We start from the raw sequence: 19,346 nt of genomic DNA on the forward strand, positions 1-19,346 counted from the left end.
CGCGTTGGCCGGCAGTCCCCGCCGCACACCGGGGGCGAGTTGTCCACAGATCGGTGAGCGGTGGGTTGACAGGCGCGAATCGTCGCTAGGTTGAGTGGAGGTTGGTGGTCAGCCCCCTGGGTGGGCGGGGCCTGAGCGGTGGCTGTTCTGCGTGCGGCACGTAAGGTGCCCCATGGGGCGGAACTGGTACCTGCTGTGGAGCGGTAGCGCCATCTCGGCGTTGGGGGACGGCATCTTCCTGGCGGCGCTGCCGTTGCTCGCCACGACCATCACCCAGGATCCCAAGTTGATCGCCGGCGTGAGCTTCTTCGGTGCGCTTCCCTGGCTGCTGGCCGCGCTGCCGGCCGGAGCGGCGGCGGACCGGTACGACGGGCGGCGCCTCCTCATCGCGGCGTTGTGGGTTCAGTGCGGGCTCATGGGACTGCTCGCCGCGTTCCACAGTGCGCACATCGCGTTTCTGTACGGCATGGCCTTTTTGATCGGCACGGCCGAGAACGTGCCACGGGCCGTGGGGCAGCCACTCATCAAGGCCACTGTGGAGAACCATCTGCTGGAGCGTGCGAACGGCAGGCTGTTCGCGTCGCAGGCTGTGGCGTTGCAGTTCGTGGGGCCGCCGCTGGGTGGGCTGCTGTTCGTGATGGCTGTGCCTGCGCCGTTCTGGGTCAACGCGCTGACGTTCGCCATCGCGGCGTTGCTGGTCACCAGGATGCGTACGGAACGCAAGGCGCCGACGGCCAGGCCCAGGGTCAGGGAAGGCTTGCGGTGGTTGGGGCAGCACAAGGCGTTGCGGACCATCACGGTCGTGTCGGCGACTACGAACCTGTGCATCGCGATGACCATGGCGACGCTGGTGCTGTTCGCTCAGCAACGACTCGGGTTGAGCGGCGCTGGGTTCGGCGCCTTTCTGGCCGCGCTTGCTTGTGGGGGTGTGGCGGGTGGGCTGCTCGCCGAGCGGTTGCTCGCGAGGTACAGGAACGCGGTCACGGCCACGGTGGTGCTGATTCCGTTGTTGTGGCTGGGAATTGCGACGGTCGCCCACGACCTTGTGACGGTTGCGGCGTTCGCGGTGGTGAGTTCGTTCTGCACGGCGGTGTGGGGTGTGGCCACGTCGAGTTTCAGGCAGCGGGTGGTGCCTACTGAACTGCTCGGCCGCGTCAGCAGCGCGCAGACGCTGATCACCTGGGGTGTTCAGCCGGTCGGCGCGCTGCTGGGCGGGCTGACGGCGGACTCCTTCGGGCTGCTGGCGCCCTGGTACGTCGCTGTGGTGCTCCGCACCGCGGTCGGGCTCCTCAGCCTGAAGTCACTGCGCACGCATTTCACCCTGCCGACGCTGCTGCCTTGAACGTCCGCTGGGCGGAAGCGCCGCAAACCGGTGGACTCTGGCGACGTGCATGCGGAGTCCACCGGCGGCGCGGCTTTTGCGAAGAAACTCGTCTAGCTGTGTGCGGCACCAATGCCCGCGACCGGGCCCACCACGATGATCGCCGGCGGGCGAACCTCCCAGGCCTTCACGTCCGCGCCCAGGGTGTCCAAAGTGGACCGATAGACGCGCTGGGACGCCGTGCTGCCCTCCTGGATCACGGCGACCGGCGTCGAGCCGGGACGGCCTTCCATCAACGCCGTAGCGAACGCACCGGCCCGCTCGACCGCCATCATCAGCACGACGGTGCCACGCAGGCGTGCAATCGCGGACCAGTCGACGAGGGAGCGCGGGTCGTCCGGTGCCACGTGACCGGAGACGACGACGACCTCGTGCGCCACCCCTCGGTGCGTCACCGGCACACCGGCCAATGCGGGCACACCGAACGCCGACGTCACGCCTGGCACCACCGTCACCGGAATCCCGGCCTCCGCGCAGGCCAGCAGCTCCTCGAAGCCGCGCCCGAAGACGTACGGGTCGCCGCCCTTGAGCCGGACGACGAACTTGCCCTGCTTGGCGCGGTCGATCAGCGTCTGGTTGATGAACTCCTGCGTCGCCGCGCGGCCGTAGGGGATCTTCGCCGCGTCCACCACCTCGACGTGCGCGGGCAGTTCCTCCAGCAGTTCACGCGGCGCCAGCCGGTCCGCGACGACCACGTCCGCGTGGGCCAGCAAACGCTTGCCCTGCACGGTGATCAGCTCGGGGTCACCGGGACCGCCCCCGACCAGGGCCACACCGACGGGCGGCGCGGACTGGTCCGCGATGCGGCCGTCGCGCAACGCCGCCACCAGGCCGTCCCGCACCGAGGCCGACCGGCGGTGCTCGCCGCCCGCCAGCACACCGATCAACATCCCGTCGTGCATGCCCGTGGCCGGAGTGACGGCCGTGCCCTCGACGGCGATGTCCGCGCGCACGCAGAACACACGCTGTGAGAGCGCTTCTTCACCGATCTGCGTATTCACCTCGATGTCGGACGTGCACGCCACCACGTACCACGCGCCCTCAACGTCACCGGCCTCGTAATGCCTCTGGTGCCACGTCAGCTCTCCCGCGTCGACCATGCCCTGCACGGCGGGGGTGACGGACGGCGACACGAGCTCGACGACGGCGCCGGACGCGATCAGGCGAGGTAGACGGCGCTGCGCGACCGTGCCTCCGCCGACCACGAGGACGCGCCGGCCCCGGAGGTCGAGGCCGGCCAGGTAGTGCTGTTCAAAGGGCATGCGTAGAAGCATCCACACGGGACACGCCGTGTCCAGCCGAAGGGAACATGGTCACACGGACAGCAGCTCGAAAGAGGTGGCCAGCACCCCTCCGAAGCGCTCACCGACCGCTTCTGCCATCGAACGGAGGAACGGCTCCGGGTCCGCCATGTCGCCGCTCAACGCCTCCAGGTACGCCTTGTGCGCGCGCAGAGAGGCCACCGAGGCGTCGAACGAGTCGGTGATGTCCACGGCGTGCGTCGCCAACGGCGAGGACGCCGCCGCCACGTACTTCACGCCTTCCCACTTCTCCAGTCCGAGCTCCGGGAAGATCCACCGGTTGCCCGCGTCCCTGACCGCGTCGACGGCGGCGCGTCCGACGGCGATGTGGTCCGCCATGTTCAGGCCGCCGCCGGGCCAGGTCTCGCGGTAGTTGCCGGTGATCACGAACTCCGGCCGGTGACGGCGGATGGCGGCCGCGATGTCACGCCGCAGCGGGATGCCGTACTCGATGGTGCCGTCCGGGTGGTCCAGGAACTCGACCTCGGTCACGCCGACGGCCGCACAGGAAGCGATCTGCTCCTCGACCCGCAACGGCGCGCAGACGGCCGGTTCCATCGAGTCGATGCCGTTCTCACCACGGCACGCGAGCAGGTACCTGATGTTCTTGCCTTGCGCGGTCCAACGCGCGATAGCGCCCGCACCGCCGTACTCCATGTCGTCGGGGTGGGCGACGACGACGAGCGCGCTCGACCAGTCTTCCGGCACAGCTTCCAGATCAGCCATGCGTGCAGGGTGCGCGCCGGAGCACGCACCCTGCAACACACGGACGACGGATCAGAGCTGAGCGGTGATCACGGAGTAGTACGAGGCGATCCGGCCGTACACGCCGGGGTAGCCGGCGCTGGCACAGCCGCGGCCCCACGAGGTGTCACCGATGAGCTTGCCACCGAACACCAGCGGGCCACCGGAGTCGCCCTGGCAGGTGTCCGTGCCGCCCTGCGGGAAGCCCGCGCACACCATCGAGGTGTTGCTGTACTGCGAGTACGCGGTCTTGCAGGTCGCGTCCGAGGTCAGCGGCACGTTGGCCTTGAGCAGGTAGCGCGAGGCGGAACCACCGGAGGAGGTGGTGCCCCAGCCGAGGATCAGCGCCGAGTTGCCGGCCGCGTAGAGCGCGGTGTCCTGCGGCGTGGCCAGCGGCAGCGTGGCCGAGTTGATGCTGCGGTCCAGCGTCAGCACGGCGACGTCGTAACCGGCGGTCGCGGTGGTGTAGCTCGGGTGCACCCAGATCCTGGTCACGCTCGCGACGGTGCCCGCGGTGCTCTGCTTGTCGTCACGGCCGTGCACGACGCGCGTGCTGGCAGCGCTACGGCCCTTCACGCAGTGTGCGGCGGTGACGACCTTGTTGGCCTTCACCAGCGTGCCACCGCAGAACTGCGAACCGGAGGTCGACGCCAGGTAGACCACCCACGGATAGGTCGAGGTGCTCGCCCGCGTACCACCGACGATCATCGGCGACACGTCGCCGGCGTTGGCCGCGGGGGCGACGAAGAAGATGCTCGCGAGAGCGGACACCACAACGGACACGATCAGGCGATGCAGGGTTTTCGCCATGTTGCCAGTCCTTCCCGATGACACTGTGTGTGCAGGGTGTACAGCGACAGCACACACAGCGTCACGGGCGAAGATTCAGCAGCACAACCGCCACTTGTCTGTTCCGGGCGGTTTGACTTTTGACTTAGTTCTTTTCGATTCCGCGGGCGTCGAAAACAGATCGAACGAATGCTGCGTCCGTGTCACCGTAAAGTTTCCTGGCGGTCTCCACGGTCACGGTGGCGGCCTGCGCGAAGTTCGTCGAGGGCGAGTAGGAGAACTGAGCCTCCAGCACGATCTTCGCGGACTTGTCCCGGCCGAACTTCTGGTAGAGGTCCCACAGGGCCCGCGACCAGATCTGACCGTCGAAGTGCACCTGGTTCTTGCGGTCGGCGTACTTCAGGTCGGTGTCGGTGCGACGCAGGCAGTGCGGCGTCTCGGTCGTGTAGGCCGTGGCGTCCCAGTCCATGATGCACGCCAACGGCACCGTGGCGGTGTCCTTGGCGTCCGCGGAGGACATGATCAACGCCCACCAGTCGCCGAAGCCCTCGCCGATCGAGCCGCCCTCGACGGTGGAGCCGAAGCCGGGCACCTGGGCGTCCTGGATCGCGTGGCCGAGCTCGTGCCACACCACCTCGACGTCCTCGGCGTCGTCCACCCCGCCCGTGCCGAACGTGATCTGGTCCTTGTTCGGGTCGTAGAACGAGTTGTCCTCTTTCAGGCCGAGCGTGGTGATCTTCTGCGACTCGTTGTTGATGTTCTTGAACCCGAGGCTCTGGATGTACTTCTGCGACTCCGTCACGCCCCAGTAGGCGTTGACCTGCTCGAAGAGGTCGTTGGCGCGCGTGTACTCGAACTTGTTGTTCTTGCTGAACGCGAGCTTGCTCTTGGAGCCGGTCAGCTGGGCGTAGTTGCCCTTGAGGTAGCCGGAACCGTCGAGGTCGGACAGCGTGACGGACCTGTACGCGGCGGCGGGCACGGCCGAGTCGGCGTCGTCGCCGTCCACGAGGTTCTGGTTCTGCTGCGACGAGACGGGGTTCGGGCTGAACACCTTGCCGGTGCCGTCCGCGTGCTTGACCAGGCTCTCGGTCCTGACGACGGCACCGGACTCCGCGTGCACCAGCGTGCGCTCGGAACCCTTGCCGTTGTCGGAGATCACCTCGTAGACCAGCCCGGTGCCGGGCAGCACCTTCAGGCTCGCGCCTTCGGGAGCACCGGCGGACTTCGACTTGGCGTCCTCGGCGGACACCGCGGGCGTGACGTCGACCGAGCCGACGGTCAGCCGGCCGTCGTCCACGGTCTTCACGCCGGTCGCCTTGTCCACGTGCTCGACGTAGTACGCGCCCAGCACCGATTTGCCGTCGTAGGTCTGTTCGTACCAGGTGTGCGTGGCGGTCAGCGAGTCACGAACGGCCAGCAGCCGGAGGCCTTCCCCGGGCGCGGCGGCCTGGGCGCTGATCGTCAGCAGGGACAGTGCGACGCCAGCGGTGCAGGCGACAGCGACGAGACGACGGGCTCTCATGCCGGTCTCCAGTGCTTCCGGGCCCGAGCAGGGTGGGCCGTGTGCATGGCGACGCTAATCGGCAAAACTTCGGTGCAGACCCTACGAAAGACGGAAAAACATCAGCGTTCCCAGACTCCGGGAACAACAATCACGTCGGCTTCGACCGGAATGTCCAGCGTTGGTCCGGTTCCGAAAGCGACGAACGCGACCGCCGCACCACGAGCGGCCAGATCGAACGCACCCTCGTGACCGACCTCGGTGCCGGAGCGCAGCAGCGGGCGCACGGACTCGATCGCCTCGGGCGACCCGATCACGAACGCCGCGCGCCGGATCTCCGCCTCCGCACGGGGCGTGCGCTGCTCGGCCGGGCCCGGCCCGAGCCCGACCAGCGCGAGCCGGCCGCGCGGCAGCACCCGCGCCGCGGCCACGGTCACGTTGTCCCGCTTGAACTTCTCGGCCGCCAGTTCTATCGGGCCGCCGTGCCCGACGCTCCGCGCGCCACGCAACGCGGCGGCCTCCGCGACGCTCGCGGTGCCCATCGAGTTGCGCACCACCGAACTCGGGTTCGGCACCCCGATCTCGGCGAGCTCGCCGGTCGGGAACGTCAGCAGCTCGGCCGTGTCGCCGTGCCAGAAACCCCAGTCCTCCACGGCGTCCACGATGCCGGGTTCATCCGCCTTGACGTCCGCTGTCGCGAACGCCTTGATGGCACGCAGGTCCAGGCCGCCCTGAACGTCCAGCTCGGACAGTGCGGCACCCACGCTCGTGGCCGACGCACCGCGCGTCGACCCCACTCCGACGACGAGCGTGCGCGGCACGATCCGCAACACGTTCTCCTTCGCCGCGGCGGCCCGGTCGTCCACGACGATCACCCACGTCGCGTCCTCACCGCCCGCCACGACGTTGGGCGGCAGCGCGGGCAGCGGGAAGTTCAGCGGGTTGCGCAGCACGACCTTCTCGCCCGCCTCGATGGCGGCGGTGCAGCCCTCCACGTCGCCGACAGCGGTCGCGTCGAGCTGCTCGACCAGCTCGTCCAGCATCGAGTCGACCAGCGGACCGCTCGTCACCACGGCGGTGCGGTTCAGCACGTCGGCCACGTGGCGGGTGAACACGTCCGCGTCCCCGGCCAGCGCGACGACGAAGTGCTCGTCCACGCACACCACGGCGGGGTCGGATCGCTTGTCCCGCAACAGGGGCGCGACCAGCCGCACGGCGGACCCCGCGTCCAGGAACAGCACGACGGCGCCCAGGCGGGGCCAGAGGCTGCGGACGGCGGGCTTGACCGGGCCGTCGGGGACGACGGCGTCGGCACCGAGCAGCCCGGCGAGGTCAGCGGCGTCACCGCGCTGCGCCGGGCCGGCGAACACTCCGATCACTTCTTGCTTCCCCACAACACGGTCACCGGGACCGCCGGGGCGAATCCCGAGTCCAGCAGGCGCGAGGCCGTCCAGTGCACGCCCTCCACCTCGTATCCGGCGGCCTGCAACGCGTCCCGCGCGGGCACGATCTCGTCGACGCTCTCCGTCACGACCACGACTCGACGGGCCGACACCGCCGCCGAGGCCTTGACCGCGCTCAGCTCGCCCCGGCCGACGAACACCGAATCCGGGCGCGGCAACGAAGGCGCGTCCAGTTCGGCCTCCTCGACGCGGATGTCGACGCCGTGCGCGGAGGCGTTCGCGATGATCCGCACGCACTGCACGGGGTCCGGCTCGACCGCGATCACCGCGGCACCGAGCCGGGCGCACTCCACGCCGACCGCGCCGGAACCCGCGAGCACGTCCCACACCAGCACGCCGGGGCGCGGGGCGAGGCGGGCCAGCACGAACGCGCGCACCTCGGCGCCGAGCACGTGGGCACGGCTGGCGAAGGCGTCGTCCGGGAGTGCCCAGCCGTCGTTCGAGCGGAGGAACTCGTTGTCCGCCAGGCACAACACGGCGTCCGGAGCGGTCCAGCGGCGCGTCACCGCGTCGCGCGGGTCGACGGCGATCAGCTCGCCGGCGTCCTGCACCGTCAGCGTGCGGCGCCAGCCCGCGAGGCCCGCGCCGATCTCGGCGGGGCCGATGCCGTCGGCGAGCCTGACGATCACGGCGGAGTGGGCGCGGCACACGTTCAGCGCGGGACGCAGGCCGTCCTCGGCGTCGACGATCTCGACGGGACGACCCGCTGCCTCCCGCAGCTTCTCCAGCGACATCAGTCAGCAGACCGCTTGGGCTTGCGCGCCGGCTTCTTCCTCGGCGTGGACGTCGAGGCGTTGACCGTCGGCGGCTTCGGCTTCCCGGCCGCGACCACCGTCAGCTTCGGCTTCGGCGCGGGCTCCTCGGCGGGCTTGCGCACGGACTGCTGTATTTCCTCCACCGCCGTCCACGCCGGGTTCGGCTCGGCCGCGGGGGCGGTGGGAACGGCGGGGGCGGGAGCTGGGATCGGCTCGTCCGTGCGCGTCGCGATGCGGGAGGCCGCACGGCGCGACCAGCGCGTCGGGCGGGCAGCGCGCAGCGGTTCGTCCGCCGAGGTGGTGGCCGTCGCCGAGACACGGCGCGTGGGCGCCTTCACCGCGGCACCGACGAGGAACAACGTCGGGCGGTACAGCTTGTGCTTCTTCACGACCGACTCCAGCTCGCCGATCGTGGTGTGCACGACGACCTCGTCGGCCTGGCTCACCTTGTACGCGACGACGACCGGCGTGGCCTCGGAGTACCCGCCCTGCAGCAGCTTCTCCACGAACTGGCCGGTGCGCGCGCCCGAGACCGTGGCGGCCATCGTGGTCTGCAGCGCGGCGAACTCGCTCACGAGCTCGCTGCTCTCCGGCGAGATCAGCACCGTGGAGGACGCCTCGGTCTGCGTGAGCTCACGACCGATCTTGGCGGCCGCGGCGGCGACGACGGACACGCCCGGCACCACCTCGACCTCGAGGCCGAGACGCACGCACAGGTCGTGCTGCTCCTGAACGCCACCACCGGTCGCGGCGTCACCGGGGTGCAGGCGCACGACGACCTGGCGCGCGGCGGCGGCGCGGCGGTACACGTCGGTGATCTCCTCGGGCGTGACGCGCGAGAAGTCGACCAGCTCGGCGTCGGCGCGGGCGTGCTCGCGGACGCACTCGGCGTCCACCGCGCTGGGGGCCCAGACGACCACGTCGGCTTCCGCGATGCGGCGCGCGCCTCGGAGAGTGATGAGGTCGGCGGCACCGGGACCGGCGCCGACGAAGGAGACCCGACCGGTCGTCGTCACGACAGCTCCACAGGGGGTTTGGGGAGAGACTTAAGCGATGACCGTACCGTCTGCCACTCCGGCCACGAACGGGTGGCAGGCCCGCACGAAACGGGCTACGGCCTCCGGATCACCGGCCGGGTGCGTGTGGAGGTACGACGCGTGCACGCCACCCGCCACGAATCCTTCGGCGACCGGCCGCGAGTCGACGCCGCGCCACTGCCACGCGGGCGGGATCGAGTGCGGTGTGGACAGCTGGGTCCGGTGGAACTCGTGCCCGGTCACGCGGCTGCCCGCCGGGTGCAGCGGCGAACCCGTGGACGCCACCGCGTCGCGATAACCCAGCGTGAGCTTCGGGGTCATGAACCCTTCGGCGTCGAGCACGCCGCACATCGGGTGCCCGTCGAGTGACTTCGCGAGGTAGAGCAACCCTCCGCACTCGGCGTGGACCGGCGCACCCGATCGAGCGAACCGCGCCACCGCGTCCCGCAACTTCACGTTGGCCGACAGCGCTTCCGCGTGCTGCTCGGGGAATCCGCCGGGGAGCACAAGGCCCGCCGTGCCCTCCGGAAGGTCCTCGTCGTGCAGCGGGTCGAGCACGGCCACGGCCGCGCCCGCCGCCTTCAGCACCTCCACGTGCTCGGCGTAGCCGAAGGTGAAGGCCGCTCCCCCGGCGACCGCGATCACCGGTTCGTCCTCGACGCGCTCCACCTGCGGTTCCCACGCGGAGACCGCCATCGTGGGCACCGACGAGGCCAGCCTGCGCACCGCGTCGAGATCGACGTGCTTGGCCACCGCGGCGGCGATCGCGTCCACCGCCGCCACGGCCTCCGGGCCGTGCTCCGCCGCCGTGACGAGCCCCAGATGCCGTGAGGGCAAGGAGAACTGCGGATCGCGCGGCAGCACGCCGAGCACGTCGAGGCCGACCTCGTCGCACGCGGACCGCAGCACCTGCTCGTGCCGTTCCGACCCGACCTGGTTGAGGATCACGCCGCCGAGCCGGACCGTCGGGTCGTAGCCGCGGAACCCGTGCAGCAGCGCGGCGAGCGACCGGCTCTGCCCGCGGGCGTCCACGACGAACAGCACCGGTGCGTTGATCAGCTTGGCGACGTGCGCGGTGGAGCCGATGCCCGCGGTGTCGATGCGGCCGTCGAACAGCCCCATCACGCCCTCGACCACGGCGATGTCACAGCCCTTGGAGCCGTGCGCGAACAGACCGGGGATCCGGTGCTCGCCGACCATGACGGGGTCGAGGTTGCGGCCCGGTCTCCCGGTCGCCAGCGAGTGGTAGCCGGGGTCGATGTAGTCGGGCCCCACCTTGAACGGCGCGACCCGCGACCCGGCCGTGCGCAACGCGGCCATCAGGCCCGTCGCGACGGTGGTCTTGCCGCTGCCCGAGGCCGGGGCCGCGACGACCAGCCTGGTCACCACTCGATCCCCCGCTGGCCCTTCTGCCCGGCGTCCATCGGGTGCTTGACCTTGGTCATCTCGACCACGAGGTCGGCGGCGTCGATCAACTTCTGCGGCGCGTACCGGCCGGTGATCACGACGTGCTGGTGGCCGGGCCGGTTCGTCAGCGTCTCCACGACCTCGTCGACGTCGATCCAGCCCCAGTGCAGCGGGTACGTGAACTCGTCGAGCACGTAGAAGCCGTGGCGTTCGGCGTTGATCCTGCGCTGGATCTCGTGCCAGCCTTCGAGCGCGGCCGTGGCGTGGTCGTCCTCGGTGCCCTGCTTGCGGGTCCAGGACCAGCCCTCGCCCATCTTGTGCCACTCGACGGCGCCGCCCTCGCCGGTCTCGTCGTGCAGCCGGCCGAGCGCCTTGAACGCGGACTCCTCGCCCACCTTCCACTTGGCGGACTTCACGAACTGGAACACGCCGATGTCCCAGCCCTGGTTCCAGCCGCGCAACGCCATGCCGAAGGCCGACGTCGACTTCCCCTTCATCTCACCGGTGTGCAGCATCAGCAACGGCCTGTTCCGGCGCTGGCGCGTGGTCAGGCCGTCCTTCGGCACCTCGGTGGGTTGTCCTTGAGGCACTGGGTTCTCCTTATGCGGCCCGGACGACGCCGGCGAGGTGGTCGGCGCTGAGCTGGTCGAGCTTCACGCAAGTGCCTTGAAGCGCGTCGGCGATCTTCTGGGCGAGACCGAGGCGGACGTGGCCCTGTTCGCAGTCCACGACGACCACAGCGGTCTTCTCGAGCAGTCCGGCGGCCTTCAACGCGTCCTTGGTGGGGTCGCCCCCCAGGCCGGACGACGTCGCGCGGCCGTCCGTCAGCAGCACCACGAGCGGGCGCTTCTGAGGATCGCGCATCCGTTCGATCTCCAGGACGCGGTGGGCCTTGAGCAGGCCGTCCGCGAGCGGAGTCCGGCCTCCGGTGCGCATCTTCTTGAGCCTGGTGGCAGCCGCGTCCACCGAGGTCGTCGGGGGCAGCGCGAGCTCGGCCTGGTTGCCGCGGAACGTCACCACGCCGACCTTGTCCCGGCGCTGGTAGGCGTCGCGCAGCAGCGAGATCACCGCGCCGCTGACGGCCGACATCCGCTTCTGCGCCGCCATCGAGCCCGAGGCGTCGACGACGAACAGGACGAGGTTCGACTCCTTGCCCTCCCGGACCGCCTTGCGCAGGTCGGCGGCGGTGAGCAGCAGTCCGGGACCGCTGCGGCCCCGCGCCGCCTGGTGGGGTGCCGCGTTCGTGAGCGTGTCGACCAGGTGCAGGCCACTGCCGTCCACTTTGGACGAGCGGACGATCCGGCCGGTGCGGGCACGGGCGCGGGAACGCTTGCCGGGCGCGCCTTCGCCGACTCCGGGGACCTCCAGCAGCCGCGCCTTGAACGCGGGCGCGGGCTCCGGTGCCGGACGGTCCTGAGGCGCGTTCCCGTTGCCCTTGGGGCCTTCCTGCGGCTCGGGCAGCTCACCGCCGCCGGGGCCGTCGTCGTCCGGGCCCTCCGGCGGCTCCTCCGCGTGCTCGGCCGCCTGGCGCATCGCGTCTTCGAGCTGCTGCTCCTCGATGCCGGGCTCGTCGAACGGGTCGCGGCGGCGCCGGTGCGGCAACGCGAGCCGGACCGCGGTCTCGACGTCCGTCTCCTCGACCTCGGTCACGCCCCGCCACGCCGCGTGGGCGGTGGCGGCACGGGCCACGACGAGGTCCGCGCGCATGCCGTCGACCTCGAAGGCGGCGCAGACGGCGGCGATCCGGCGCAGCTCGCTGTCCGGGAGGGACACCCGCTTCAGGTTGTCGCGCGCGTCGGTGATCTGCTGCTTGAGCTCGGCGTCCTGCCCGGCCCACTTCGCCGCGAACGCGACGGGGTCGGCCTCGTAGGCGAGCCGCCGCCGGATGACCTCGGTGCGCACGGCGACGTCCCGGGCGGCCTTCACCGCCACGGTCAGCCCGAACCGGTCGAGCAGCTGTGGCCGCAGCTCACCCTCTTCGGGGTTCATGGTGCCGACCAGCAGGAACTGGGACGGGTGCGAGACCGAGACGCCCTCGCGCTCGACGTGCGCGCGGCCCATCGCGGCGGCGTCCAGCAGCAGGTCGACCAGGTGGTCGTGCAGCAGGTTGACCTCGTCGACGTAGAGGACGCCCCGGTGTGCCGCGGCCAGCAGGCCGGGCTGGAACGCCCGCACGCCCTCGGTCAGCGCCTTCTCCAGGTCGAGCGACCCGACCAGCCGGTCCTCGGTGGCGCCGACGGGCAGTTCCACGAGCCGGGCCGGCCGCCGTTCGACGCCCTCGTGCGGCGCGTCGGGGCAGTCGGTGGTGCCGGGCGCGCAGCCGAAGCGGCAGCCCCGGGACGCGTCGAGGTCGGGCAGCAGTGCGGCGAGGGCACGCACGATGGTCGACTTCGCGGTCCCCTTCTCGCCTCGGACGAGTACGCCGCCGATGCCGGGGTGCACGGCGTTCAGCAGCAGGGCCAGGCGGAGGTCGTCATGTCCGACGACAGCCGAAAACGGGAACATGCTCGGCGAAGTCCTTCCTCGGGTGTCCACGCCCGCGGTCGGTGATCAAGAGGGGAACGAGTTCCTGACTCCCGGTTCTCTCTCTACCGGTCACAGTCGCGGGACGGCGCCGGATTCGCACCGGCTTCCTCGCACTCCCCTCACAGCCCCGGCATCGTCGCATTTCGCACCCCCAGGTCCAACAGCCAGGTGAGCGACGTCGCCCTAGATCAAGCTCAGGAACTCTCCCCAGGCCTGTCGCACCTCGTCCGCCGTCCACTCCAGCGCGGGCTCGGCGACGGTGATCTCCGTCTTCGCGAGCGTCCCGTCCCGCCAGAAGCCGCCGAGGAACTCGCCGCTCACCTCGGTCAGCCGCCGCGGGTCGCCGGGCAGGTGCAGCGCGAACTGGTGGGTGTGCGGCTCGGGCAGATCCATGGCCGCGGCCACGACCTTGGCGTGCTCGACGTACGCGCCGAGCCTCGGCAGCACGGTGTCCAGGCCGTGCAACGCGGACAGCGCCGCCGGCCACTGCTGGAACAGCATGCCGCCGTACCGGTGCCGCCACACCCGTGCCTGGTCGACGAAGTCCTGGGTGCCGGCGAGCGCCGCGCCGGAGATGCCTTCGAGGGACTTGTAGAACGACACGTAGACCGAGTCGAACAGGTCCGCGATCTCCGGCAGCGGCTTGCCCAGGCCCAAGGTGCTCTCCCACAGCCGCGCGCCGTCGAGGTGCACGACCGCGTCCCGCTCACGGGCGGCGTCGACGAGCGAGGTCAGCTCGTCCCAGGACGGCAGGACGAACCCGGCCTCGCGGTCCGGCACCTCCAGCAGCAGCGTGCCGTACGGCTCCGGGCAGGTCGCGACCTGCGAGTTCGGCACCTTGATCGGGCCCAGGCCGGACAGCACGGTGAGCGCGTCGTTCTCGTGGTCGAGCTGGTGGGCCCGCGGATGCATCGCGACGATCGGGTTGTGCGTGCGGTCCGCCCAGCACTTGAGGGCGATCTGCTGCGCCATGGTCCCGGTCGGCACGAACAACGCGGCCTCGGTGCCCAGGAGCTCCGCGACCCGCGTCTCCAGCGCGCCCACCGGGCCGCCGTCGCCGTAGCGGTCGGGGTCGACGTCCGGTACCGGGCCGAGCCTCTCCAGGAGCGTCTTCTTGCGGGTTCCGGAGAGCTGACGGTTCATCACCCGGGCATCAAACCTCAGCCGCGAGCGTGTCGGCGAGTGAAATGACGCCTGCCCGGATCTCGCCGTCCGTCATGCCCTGGGCCAGCAGGAACTCGATGTGCTCACCGCGCAGCACGGCCAGCACGGTGTGCGCCCTGAAGGTCGAGCCGACCAGCTTCGCGAGCCGCTCGACGGTGATCCGGAAGTCGTCCTCGCAGCTGCGCACCGTCGTCCGCTCCACGGCTACGACCAGCGGCAACGACGCCTCGCTGGGCCTTCCCCTCGGCACCACGCCCGAAGAGGTGCTCGGCGACGTCTACCGGTTCGACGAGATCGCCGAGGCCCACCGCGCACTCGAAGCCCGCACCACGACGGGCAAGCTCATCGCGCGACCGTGACCGACTTCGGCGCGCGGAACGACAGCAGGTTCAGCCACTCCGGCTCCGGACCCACCAGGTGCAGCGACGGCTCGTGCTCGGCGACGGTCCGCAACGTCACGGCGGCCTCCAGCCGGGCCAACCCCGCCCCGAGGCAGAAGTGGCGGCCGTAGCCGAACGCGAGATGCCGAGGGTCGGTTTCCCTGCCGCTCAACAACAACACGAGTTCCGCACCGGCAGGCACGCGCACACCCGACAGCACCACCTCACGCGCGGTCAGCCGCCGCCACGTCACCACGGGCGTGTCGGTGCGCAGCACGTCCTCGACGAACGACTCGGCCACGCCGGGTTCGGGCAGTCGCGCCCACAGCGAGCGGTCCTGCAACGCGCGGCGCAACGCCGTGGACAACAACTGGGTCGTCGTCTCCTGACCCGCGATCAGCAGGAAGTAGCAGAGGCCGGCGGAGTCCTCGGCGGACACCCCGGCATCGGCCAGCGCGCAGAACAGCTCGCCGTCGCGCGCGTGGTAGCGCTTGATCAGCCACTGGTGGAAGTCGCCGACGTCGTCGACCAGTTCCAGCTGCCGTTCGCGGGTGATGTCGCCCCAGAAGAACTCCAGCGAACCGGTGCTCCAGCGCTTCAGCGTCGGGATGTCGACGTTCGGCAGTCCGAGCAGGTCCATCAGCACGATCGCGGGCAGGTCCCACGCGAGCGACCGCACGAGATCCGTGCCACCCAGGCGTTCCGAAACCAGGGAGCGGATGCGAGGCTCCGCAGCGGCGACACGAGCCGGCGCGAAGAACGAGGCCACGAGCCGCCGCAGGCCGGCGTGCGACGAGGACCCGTTGTTCGCGAGCGTCGGCGGCAACGAGAAGCGGGCCCTCACCAGGGCGCGCAGGGCGGCCGGAGCCACCGGGGTGACGGCGGTCAGCGCGTTGTCGGGCAGGAAGGTGACCGGATCGGCCAGCACGGCGCGCACGTCGTCGTAGGCCGACACCACCCAGCGTCCGCCGATGAACTGCACCGGCGAGGTGAGTTCGGCGCGCGTGAAGGTGAACAGGTCCACGAGCGGCACGCTAGCGGGCGGATGGGAGACTCGGTCGGTGACCGTGAGCACAACTGAGGCGAGTTCCAGCGGTGGTGAGTCGACGCTCGACTGGATCGACACCCGCTCCGAAGCGCGGGCCAAGGCCGGTCTGAGCCGGCGACTGCGGCCGCGCACCTCGGACTCGACGGACCTCGACCTCGCGAGCAACGACTACCTGGGCCTCGCCAAGGACAAGCGCGTCGCGGGTGCCGCGGCCGCCGCCACGCTGAAGTGGGGCTCCGGCTCGACGGGATCGCGCCTGGTCACGGGCTCGACGGAGCTGCACGCCGAGCTGGAGTTCGAGCTCGCGAACTTCTGCGGCTCGCAGTCGGCGCTGGTGTTCAGCAGCGGGTACATGGCGAACCTCGCCGCGGTCACGGCGCTGACGGGTCCCGGCACGGCGATCGTCGCCGACCAGCACATCCACGCCTCGCTGATCGACGGCACGCGCCTGTCCAAGGCCGACGTGGTGGTCGCGGACCACTGCGACGTCGGCAAGGTCCGGCACGCGCTGGAGACCCGCGGCAAGCGGCGCGCGATCGTCGTCACGGACTCGGTGTTCAGCGTCGACGGCGACATCGCCCCGCTGAACGAACTGCACGAGGTGTGCCGGGCGACGGGTGCCGCGCTGGTCGTCGACGACGCGCACGGCCTCGGCGTCGTCGGGCCGGGTGGCCGGGGTGCGGTCGCCGAGGCGGGCATCATCAAGGCGCCGGACGTGATCACCACGCTGACGCTGAGCAAGTCGCTGGGCGCGCAGGGCGGTGCCGTCCTCGGCCCGAGCCGGGTGATCAAGCACCTGATCGACACCGCGCGGCCGTTCATCTTCGACACCGGCCTCGCGCCGAGCAGCGTGGCGGCTGCCCTGACGGCGATCAAGATCCTGCGCGAGGAGCCGGACCGCCCCGAGCGGGCGCTGACCGTGGCGCACGACCTGAGCAACCGCCTGAAGGAGGCCGGTTTCCAGGTCAGCACGCCGACCGCGGCCGTCGTGAGCGTGCGGGCGCCCTCGCCGGAGCAGGCGTTCCAGTGGGCCGAGACCTGCCGCACGAGCGGTGTCGTCGTCGGCTGCTTCCGGCCGCCGTCGGTGCCGGACCAGATCAGCAGGCTGCGGCTCACCGCGCGCGCCGATCTGACCGAGGCCGACATCGAGCGCGCGGTGCGCGTGATCAGGGAGAGCGCCGCATCCGCAGGTGTGGAATCCCGTCCTCGATGAACTCGCTGCCCTCGGCGACGAACCCGAACGACGCGTAGAAGTCGGCGACGTACGTCTGCGCGTCGAGCACTGACGGCGTGGTGCCGATGTCCACGAGCGCGGCCTGCATGAGCCGGCGGCTGTAACCGCGGCCGCGGGCCATGCGCGCCGTGGCGACGCGTCCGACGCGGAACGTGCCGTCGGGTTCTTCGAGCAGCCGCAGGTAGGCGAGCGGTTCGAGCGTTCCCTCCGTCTCCAGCCAGAAGTGCCGTGTGCCCTGTTCGAGATCACGGCCGTCGACGTCGGCGTAGACGCAGTTCTGCTCCACGACGAAGACGTCCTGGCGCAGTCGCAGGATCGCGTAGAGCTGGGCCGGGCTCAGGTCGAGCCCCCACTGCCGGCGCAGGGTGGCGGGAAACTGTGTGGTTCGCACCTGGTCGTGGATATCAGAAGCCCAGCGTCTGCCGGTAGTTCGCGAGCCGGGTGTAGACACCGGGTTCATCGGGCCGGGCGCAGCCGCGGCCGAACGACACGACGCCCGCGAGCCTGCCGCGCACCACGAGAGGGCCGCCCGAGTCGCCGGTGCAGGCGTCCCGGCCACCGCGCCCGGCGCACAGCATCGCGCCCTGCCGGTAGTCCGGTTCCTTCTGCAGGCACTCGGAGTCGGACAGGATCGGCACCGTCACCTTGCGCAGCGACATGGCGGGCGGGGCGTCCTCGGCGGTGCGGCCCCAGCCGAGCACCACGCCCTCGTCACCGACCTCGCCGAGCGCGATCGTCCGGTACGGCAGGGCCTGGGCGAGCGTCAGGACCGCCACGTCGTCGCCCTTGGTGACCTCGACGTACTCGGGGTGCCGCCACACGCTCGCGACCGCCGCCTCAACGCCTTCGACCTTGCTCCGGAGGTCCGTGCGGCCGGCGACCACGCGCAACTGCTCGGCGGGACGCTGGTTCTTGCCCAGCACGCCCTTCGGCACCACGCAGTGCGCGGCGGTCACGACCTTGTCCGGGGCGACGAGCGCGCCGCCGCAGATCAGCTGACCGTCCGTGGTGGTGATCGCCACAACCCACGGGGTGTCGGACACCCGCGCGGGTGTCCCCCCGACGATCGCATCGGCTGACGTCGCACCGCTGACCAGGGCGATCACCGCCACCAGCACGGCAAAACGCTTACCCCTCACGGACCACTCCTCGTTGCACCAGGTGGACGATCGGTCACCAACGGTAGCGATCGCGCTAGGACGGCGTCAAAACCGGAGATTCTCGTGTTAGTGTCCCGTTGGGCCGGAGATTTTGCGGCCAGTGGCGTAGATCACGGGGGTATGTACGGTGTTGTTCGACTTCGGCCAGGTTCCGGCCTTTCTCATCGCGTGCGCGGTCGTCATCGTGACCCCCGGCGTGGACGCGTTCCTGCTCCTGCGCACGTCACTGCGGTCCGGCACCCGCGCGGGCCTGCTCGCGCTGGGCGGCATCCACACGGCCGCGGCGGTCCAGGTCGCCCTGGTCATCTCGGGCCTCGGAGTGGTGCTCGCGCAGTACCCGATGGTGCTCGCGGCACTGCGCTGGATCGGCGCCGGCTACCTGCTCTACCTGGCGATCTCCATCACGCGCGGCCTCGTCAAGCGCACCGGGGACACCCCGGAAGAGGTCATGAGCGCGCGGCCGTTCCGGCAGGGCTTCCTGACCAACATCACGAACCCGAAGATGATCCTGTTCTCGCTGGCGTTCCTGCCACAGTTCATCGGATCGGGTGAACCGGCACCGCAGCTCGCGATGCTCGCGGTCGTGTTCCTCGGACTCGCGGCGGTGTGGGAGCTGATGATCGTGCTGGCGGCGTCGCGGGTGGCCGGGAAGCTCAAGCGGCCTGGCGTGACGACGGCGCTGGACGCCGTGTGCGCGGCTGTCTTCCTTACGATGTCCGTCGGGCTCGTGCTCTAGCGCAAATACGTCGTGACGCGCGTGTAGACGCCTGGCGCGTTCGGTCGAGCGCAGCCGAGGCCCCACGACACGATGCCCGTCAACCGGCCGTCGATCACGAACGGGCCGCCGGAGTCGTCGACGCACGAGCCAATGCCGCCGTCGGGGTATCCCGCGCAGAACATGGCCCTGGCGTCGAACTGCGCATAGGTCGCGGCGCACTGCGCGTCCGGCACGATCGGGATGTACGCCTTGTGCAGCATCGGACTCTTGTTCGTGTCGTTCTCCGCCTGCCTGCCCCAGCCGTACACGGTGCCGACGCTGCCGCTCATGTGCACACCGGGCGAGGCGACCGGCAACGGCCGGTACTGCATCGGCACGACGAGCGTCAGCACCGCGATGTCCTTGCCGCGCGAGGGCGCCGAGTAGCCGTCGACCAGCCGGTACGACGCGGCCGCCGAGGTGGAACCGCCGTCGGTGCGCAGGTCGAGCCGGCCACCGATGACGGTGATCGAACCGGGCGTGCGGCCGTGGACGCAGTGCGCCGCCGTGACGACCCGCCGGGAGCCGAGGAGCGCGCCGCCGCAGAACTGGTGGCCCGACGACGTCGTCAGGGCCACCATCCACGGCACCTCGTCCGGGTCGTCGACCACGACGCCGCCGACGATCCCGGGAGCACCGTGAGCCGGGATCACCATGAGCACGAGCAGGGCCAGAACCGCCGCCAGCAGTCGCATGTCA

General features: G+C 70.6%; 20 protein-coding genes and 1 riboswitch. Of the genes, 4 read left to right on the forward strand and 16 right to left on the reverse strand.

What is annotated here, in order from left to right:
- Positions 1-172: 172 nt before the first annotated feature.
- Positions 173-1,342: an MFS transporter gene (locus AB0M48_RS08875; protein WP_363837494.1), complete on the forward strand. Its 1,170-nt coding sequence runs from the start codon at positions 173-175 to the stop codon at positions 1,340-1,342.
- Positions 1,343-1,434: 92 nt separating this feature from the next.
- Here AB0M48_RS08875 and cobA read toward each other — a convergent pair whose 3' ends face one another.
- The 12 genes from cobA to AB0M48_RS08935 form a co-directional block, all read right to left on the reverse strand.
- Positions 1,435-2,643: a uroporphyrinogen-III C-methyltransferase gene (gene cobA / locus AB0M48_RS08880; protein ID WP_363837497.1), complete on the reverse strand. Its 1,209-nt coding sequence runs from the start codon at positions 2,641-2,643 to the stop codon at positions 1,435-1,437.
- Positions 2,644-2,694: 51 nt separating this feature from the next.
- Positions 2,695-3,408, reverse strand: coding sequence for a PIG-L deacetylase family protein (locus AB0M48_RS08885; protein WP_363837501.1), 714 nt, complete (start codon positions 3,406-3,408; stop codon positions 2,695-2,697).
- A gap of 51 nt (positions 3,409-3,459) precedes the next feature.
- Positions 3,460-4,236, reverse strand: coding sequence for a serine protease (locus tag AB0M48_RS08890; protein ID WP_363837504.1), 777 nt, complete (start codon positions 4,234-4,236; stop codon positions 3,460-3,462).
- A 124-nt stretch (positions 4,237-4,360) separates the two neighbouring features.
- Positions 4,361-5,737: a M36 family metallopeptidase gene (locus AB0M48_RS08895; RefSeq protein WP_363837507.1), complete on the reverse strand. Its 1,377-nt coding sequence runs from the start codon at positions 5,735-5,737 to the stop codon at positions 4,361-4,363.
- Positions 5,738-5,838: 101 nt separating this feature from the next.
- Positions 5,839-7,095: a cobalamin biosynthesis protein gene (locus AB0M48_RS08900; protein ID WP_363837511.1), complete on the reverse strand. Its 1,257-nt coding sequence runs from the start codon at positions 7,093-7,095 to the stop codon at positions 5,839-5,841.
- Positions 7,092-7,913, reverse strand: coding sequence for a hypothetical protein (locus tag AB0M48_RS08905; RefSeq protein WP_363837514.1), 822 nt, complete (start codon positions 7,911-7,913; stop codon positions 7,092-7,094). Before AB0M48_RS08905 ends, AB0M48_RS08900 begins: the two co-directional genes overlap by 4 nt.
- Positions 7,913-8,950 (reverse strand): cobalt-precorrin-4/precorrin-4 C(11)-methyltransferase, encoded by a 1,038-nt coding sequence (locus tag AB0M48_RS08910; RefSeq protein ID WP_363837517.1) that lies wholly within the window; start codon positions 8,948-8,950, stop codon positions 7,913-7,915. Before AB0M48_RS08910 ends, AB0M48_RS08905 begins: the two co-directional genes overlap by 1 nt.
- Positions 8,951-8,980: 30 nt before the next feature.
- Positions 8,981-10,357: a cobyrinate a,c-diamide synthase gene (locus tag AB0M48_RS08915; protein WP_363837520.1), complete on the reverse strand. Its 1,377-nt coding sequence runs from the start codon at positions 10,355-10,357 to the stop codon at positions 8,981-8,983.
- Complete coding sequence (gene cobO / locus AB0M48_RS08920) at positions 10,354-10,968, reverse strand: cob(I)yrinic acid a,c-diamide adenosyltransferase (RefSeq protein WP_363837523.1); 615 nt, start codon at positions 10,966-10,968, stop codon at positions 10,354-10,356. The genes AB0M48_RS08915 and cobO overlap by 4 nt, the downstream gene beginning before the upstream one ends.
- A gap of 10 nt (positions 10,969-10,978) precedes the next feature.
- Positions 10,979-12,883 carry a putative cobaltochelatase gene (locus AB0M48_RS08925; RefSeq protein ID WP_363837526.1) on the reverse strand — a complete coding sequence of 635 codons (1,905 nt, stop codon included), beginning with the start codon at positions 12,881-12,883 and terminating at the stop codon, positions 10,979-10,981.
- A gap of 37 nt (positions 12,884-12,920) precedes the next feature.
- A riboswitch (cobalamin riboswitch) is annotated at positions 12,921-13,072 on the reverse strand.
- 15 nt (positions 13,073-13,087) lie between these two features.
- Complete coding sequence (locus tag AB0M48_RS08930; protein ID WP_363837529.1) at positions 13,088-14,047, reverse strand: beta-eliminating lyase-related protein; 960 nt, start codon at positions 14,045-14,047, stop codon at positions 13,088-13,090.
- Between the two features lie 10 nt (positions 14,048-14,057).
- Positions 14,058-14,255 carry a hypothetical protein gene (locus AB0M48_RS08935; protein ID WP_363837532.1) on the reverse strand — a complete coding sequence of 66 codons (198 nt, stop codon included), beginning with the start codon at positions 14,253-14,255 and terminating at the stop codon, positions 14,058-14,060.
- Here AB0M48_RS08935 and AB0M48_RS08940 point away from each other — a divergent pair.
- Positions 14,224-14,427, forward strand: coding sequence for a hypothetical protein (locus AB0M48_RS08940; protein WP_363837535.1), 204 nt, complete (start codon positions 14,224-14,226; stop codon positions 14,425-14,427). The genes AB0M48_RS08935 and AB0M48_RS08940 overlap by 32 nt on opposite strands.
- On the opposite strand, the gene AB0M48_RS08945 is transcribed toward AB0M48_RS08940, so the two are convergent.
- Positions 14,411-15,472, reverse strand: coding sequence for a hypothetical protein (locus AB0M48_RS08945; RefSeq protein WP_363837538.1), 1,062 nt, complete (start codon positions 15,470-15,472; stop codon positions 14,411-14,413). The genes AB0M48_RS08940 and AB0M48_RS08945 overlap by 17 nt on opposite strands.
- A 43-nt stretch (positions 15,473-15,515) precedes the next feature.
- On the opposite strand from AB0M48_RS08945, the gene AB0M48_RS08950 reads away from it, so the two are divergent.
- Positions 15,516-16,709: an 8-amino-7-oxononanoate synthase gene (locus AB0M48_RS08950; protein ID WP_363837541.1), complete on the forward strand. Its 1,194-nt coding sequence runs from the start codon at positions 15,516-15,518 to the stop codon at positions 16,707-16,709.
- Here AB0M48_RS08950 and AB0M48_RS08955 read toward each other — a convergent pair.
- Positions 16,663-17,121 carry a GNAT family N-acetyltransferase gene (locus tag AB0M48_RS08955; protein WP_363837544.1) on the reverse strand — a complete coding sequence of 153 codons (459 nt, stop codon included), beginning with the start codon at positions 17,119-17,121 and terminating at the stop codon, positions 16,663-16,665. The genes AB0M48_RS08950 and AB0M48_RS08955 overlap by 47 nt on opposite strands.
- Before the next feature lie 13 nt (positions 17,122-17,134).
- Positions 17,135-17,869 (reverse strand): serine protease, encoded by a 735-nt coding sequence (locus AB0M48_RS08960; RefSeq protein ID WP_363837547.1) that lies wholly within the window; start codon positions 17,867-17,869, stop codon positions 17,135-17,137.
- Positions 17,870-18,017: 148 nt separating this feature from the next.
- Here AB0M48_RS08960 and AB0M48_RS08965 point away from each other — a divergent pair, with 148 nt between their 5' ends.
- Entirely contained in the window at positions 18,018-18,626 is a 609-nt protein-coding gene (locus tag AB0M48_RS08965) for a LysE family translocator (protein WP_363837550.1), read from the forward strand.
- Here AB0M48_RS08965 and AB0M48_RS08970 read toward each other — a convergent pair.
- On the reverse strand, positions 18,623-19,342 hold the full coding sequence (locus AB0M48_RS08970; protein ID WP_363837554.1) for a serine protease: 720 nt from the start codon (positions 19,340-19,342) through the stop codon (positions 18,623-18,625). The genes AB0M48_RS08965 and AB0M48_RS08970 overlap by 4 nt on opposite strands.
- Between the last annotated feature and the right edge of the window lie 4 nt (positions 19,343-19,346).

Origin of the sequence: Lentzea sp. NPDC051208 (assembly GCF_040682435.1) — a bacterium.
Classification (GTDB): domain Bacteria; phylum Actinomycetota; class Actinomycetes; order Mycobacteriales; family Pseudonocardiaceae; genus Lentzea; species Lentzea kristufekii.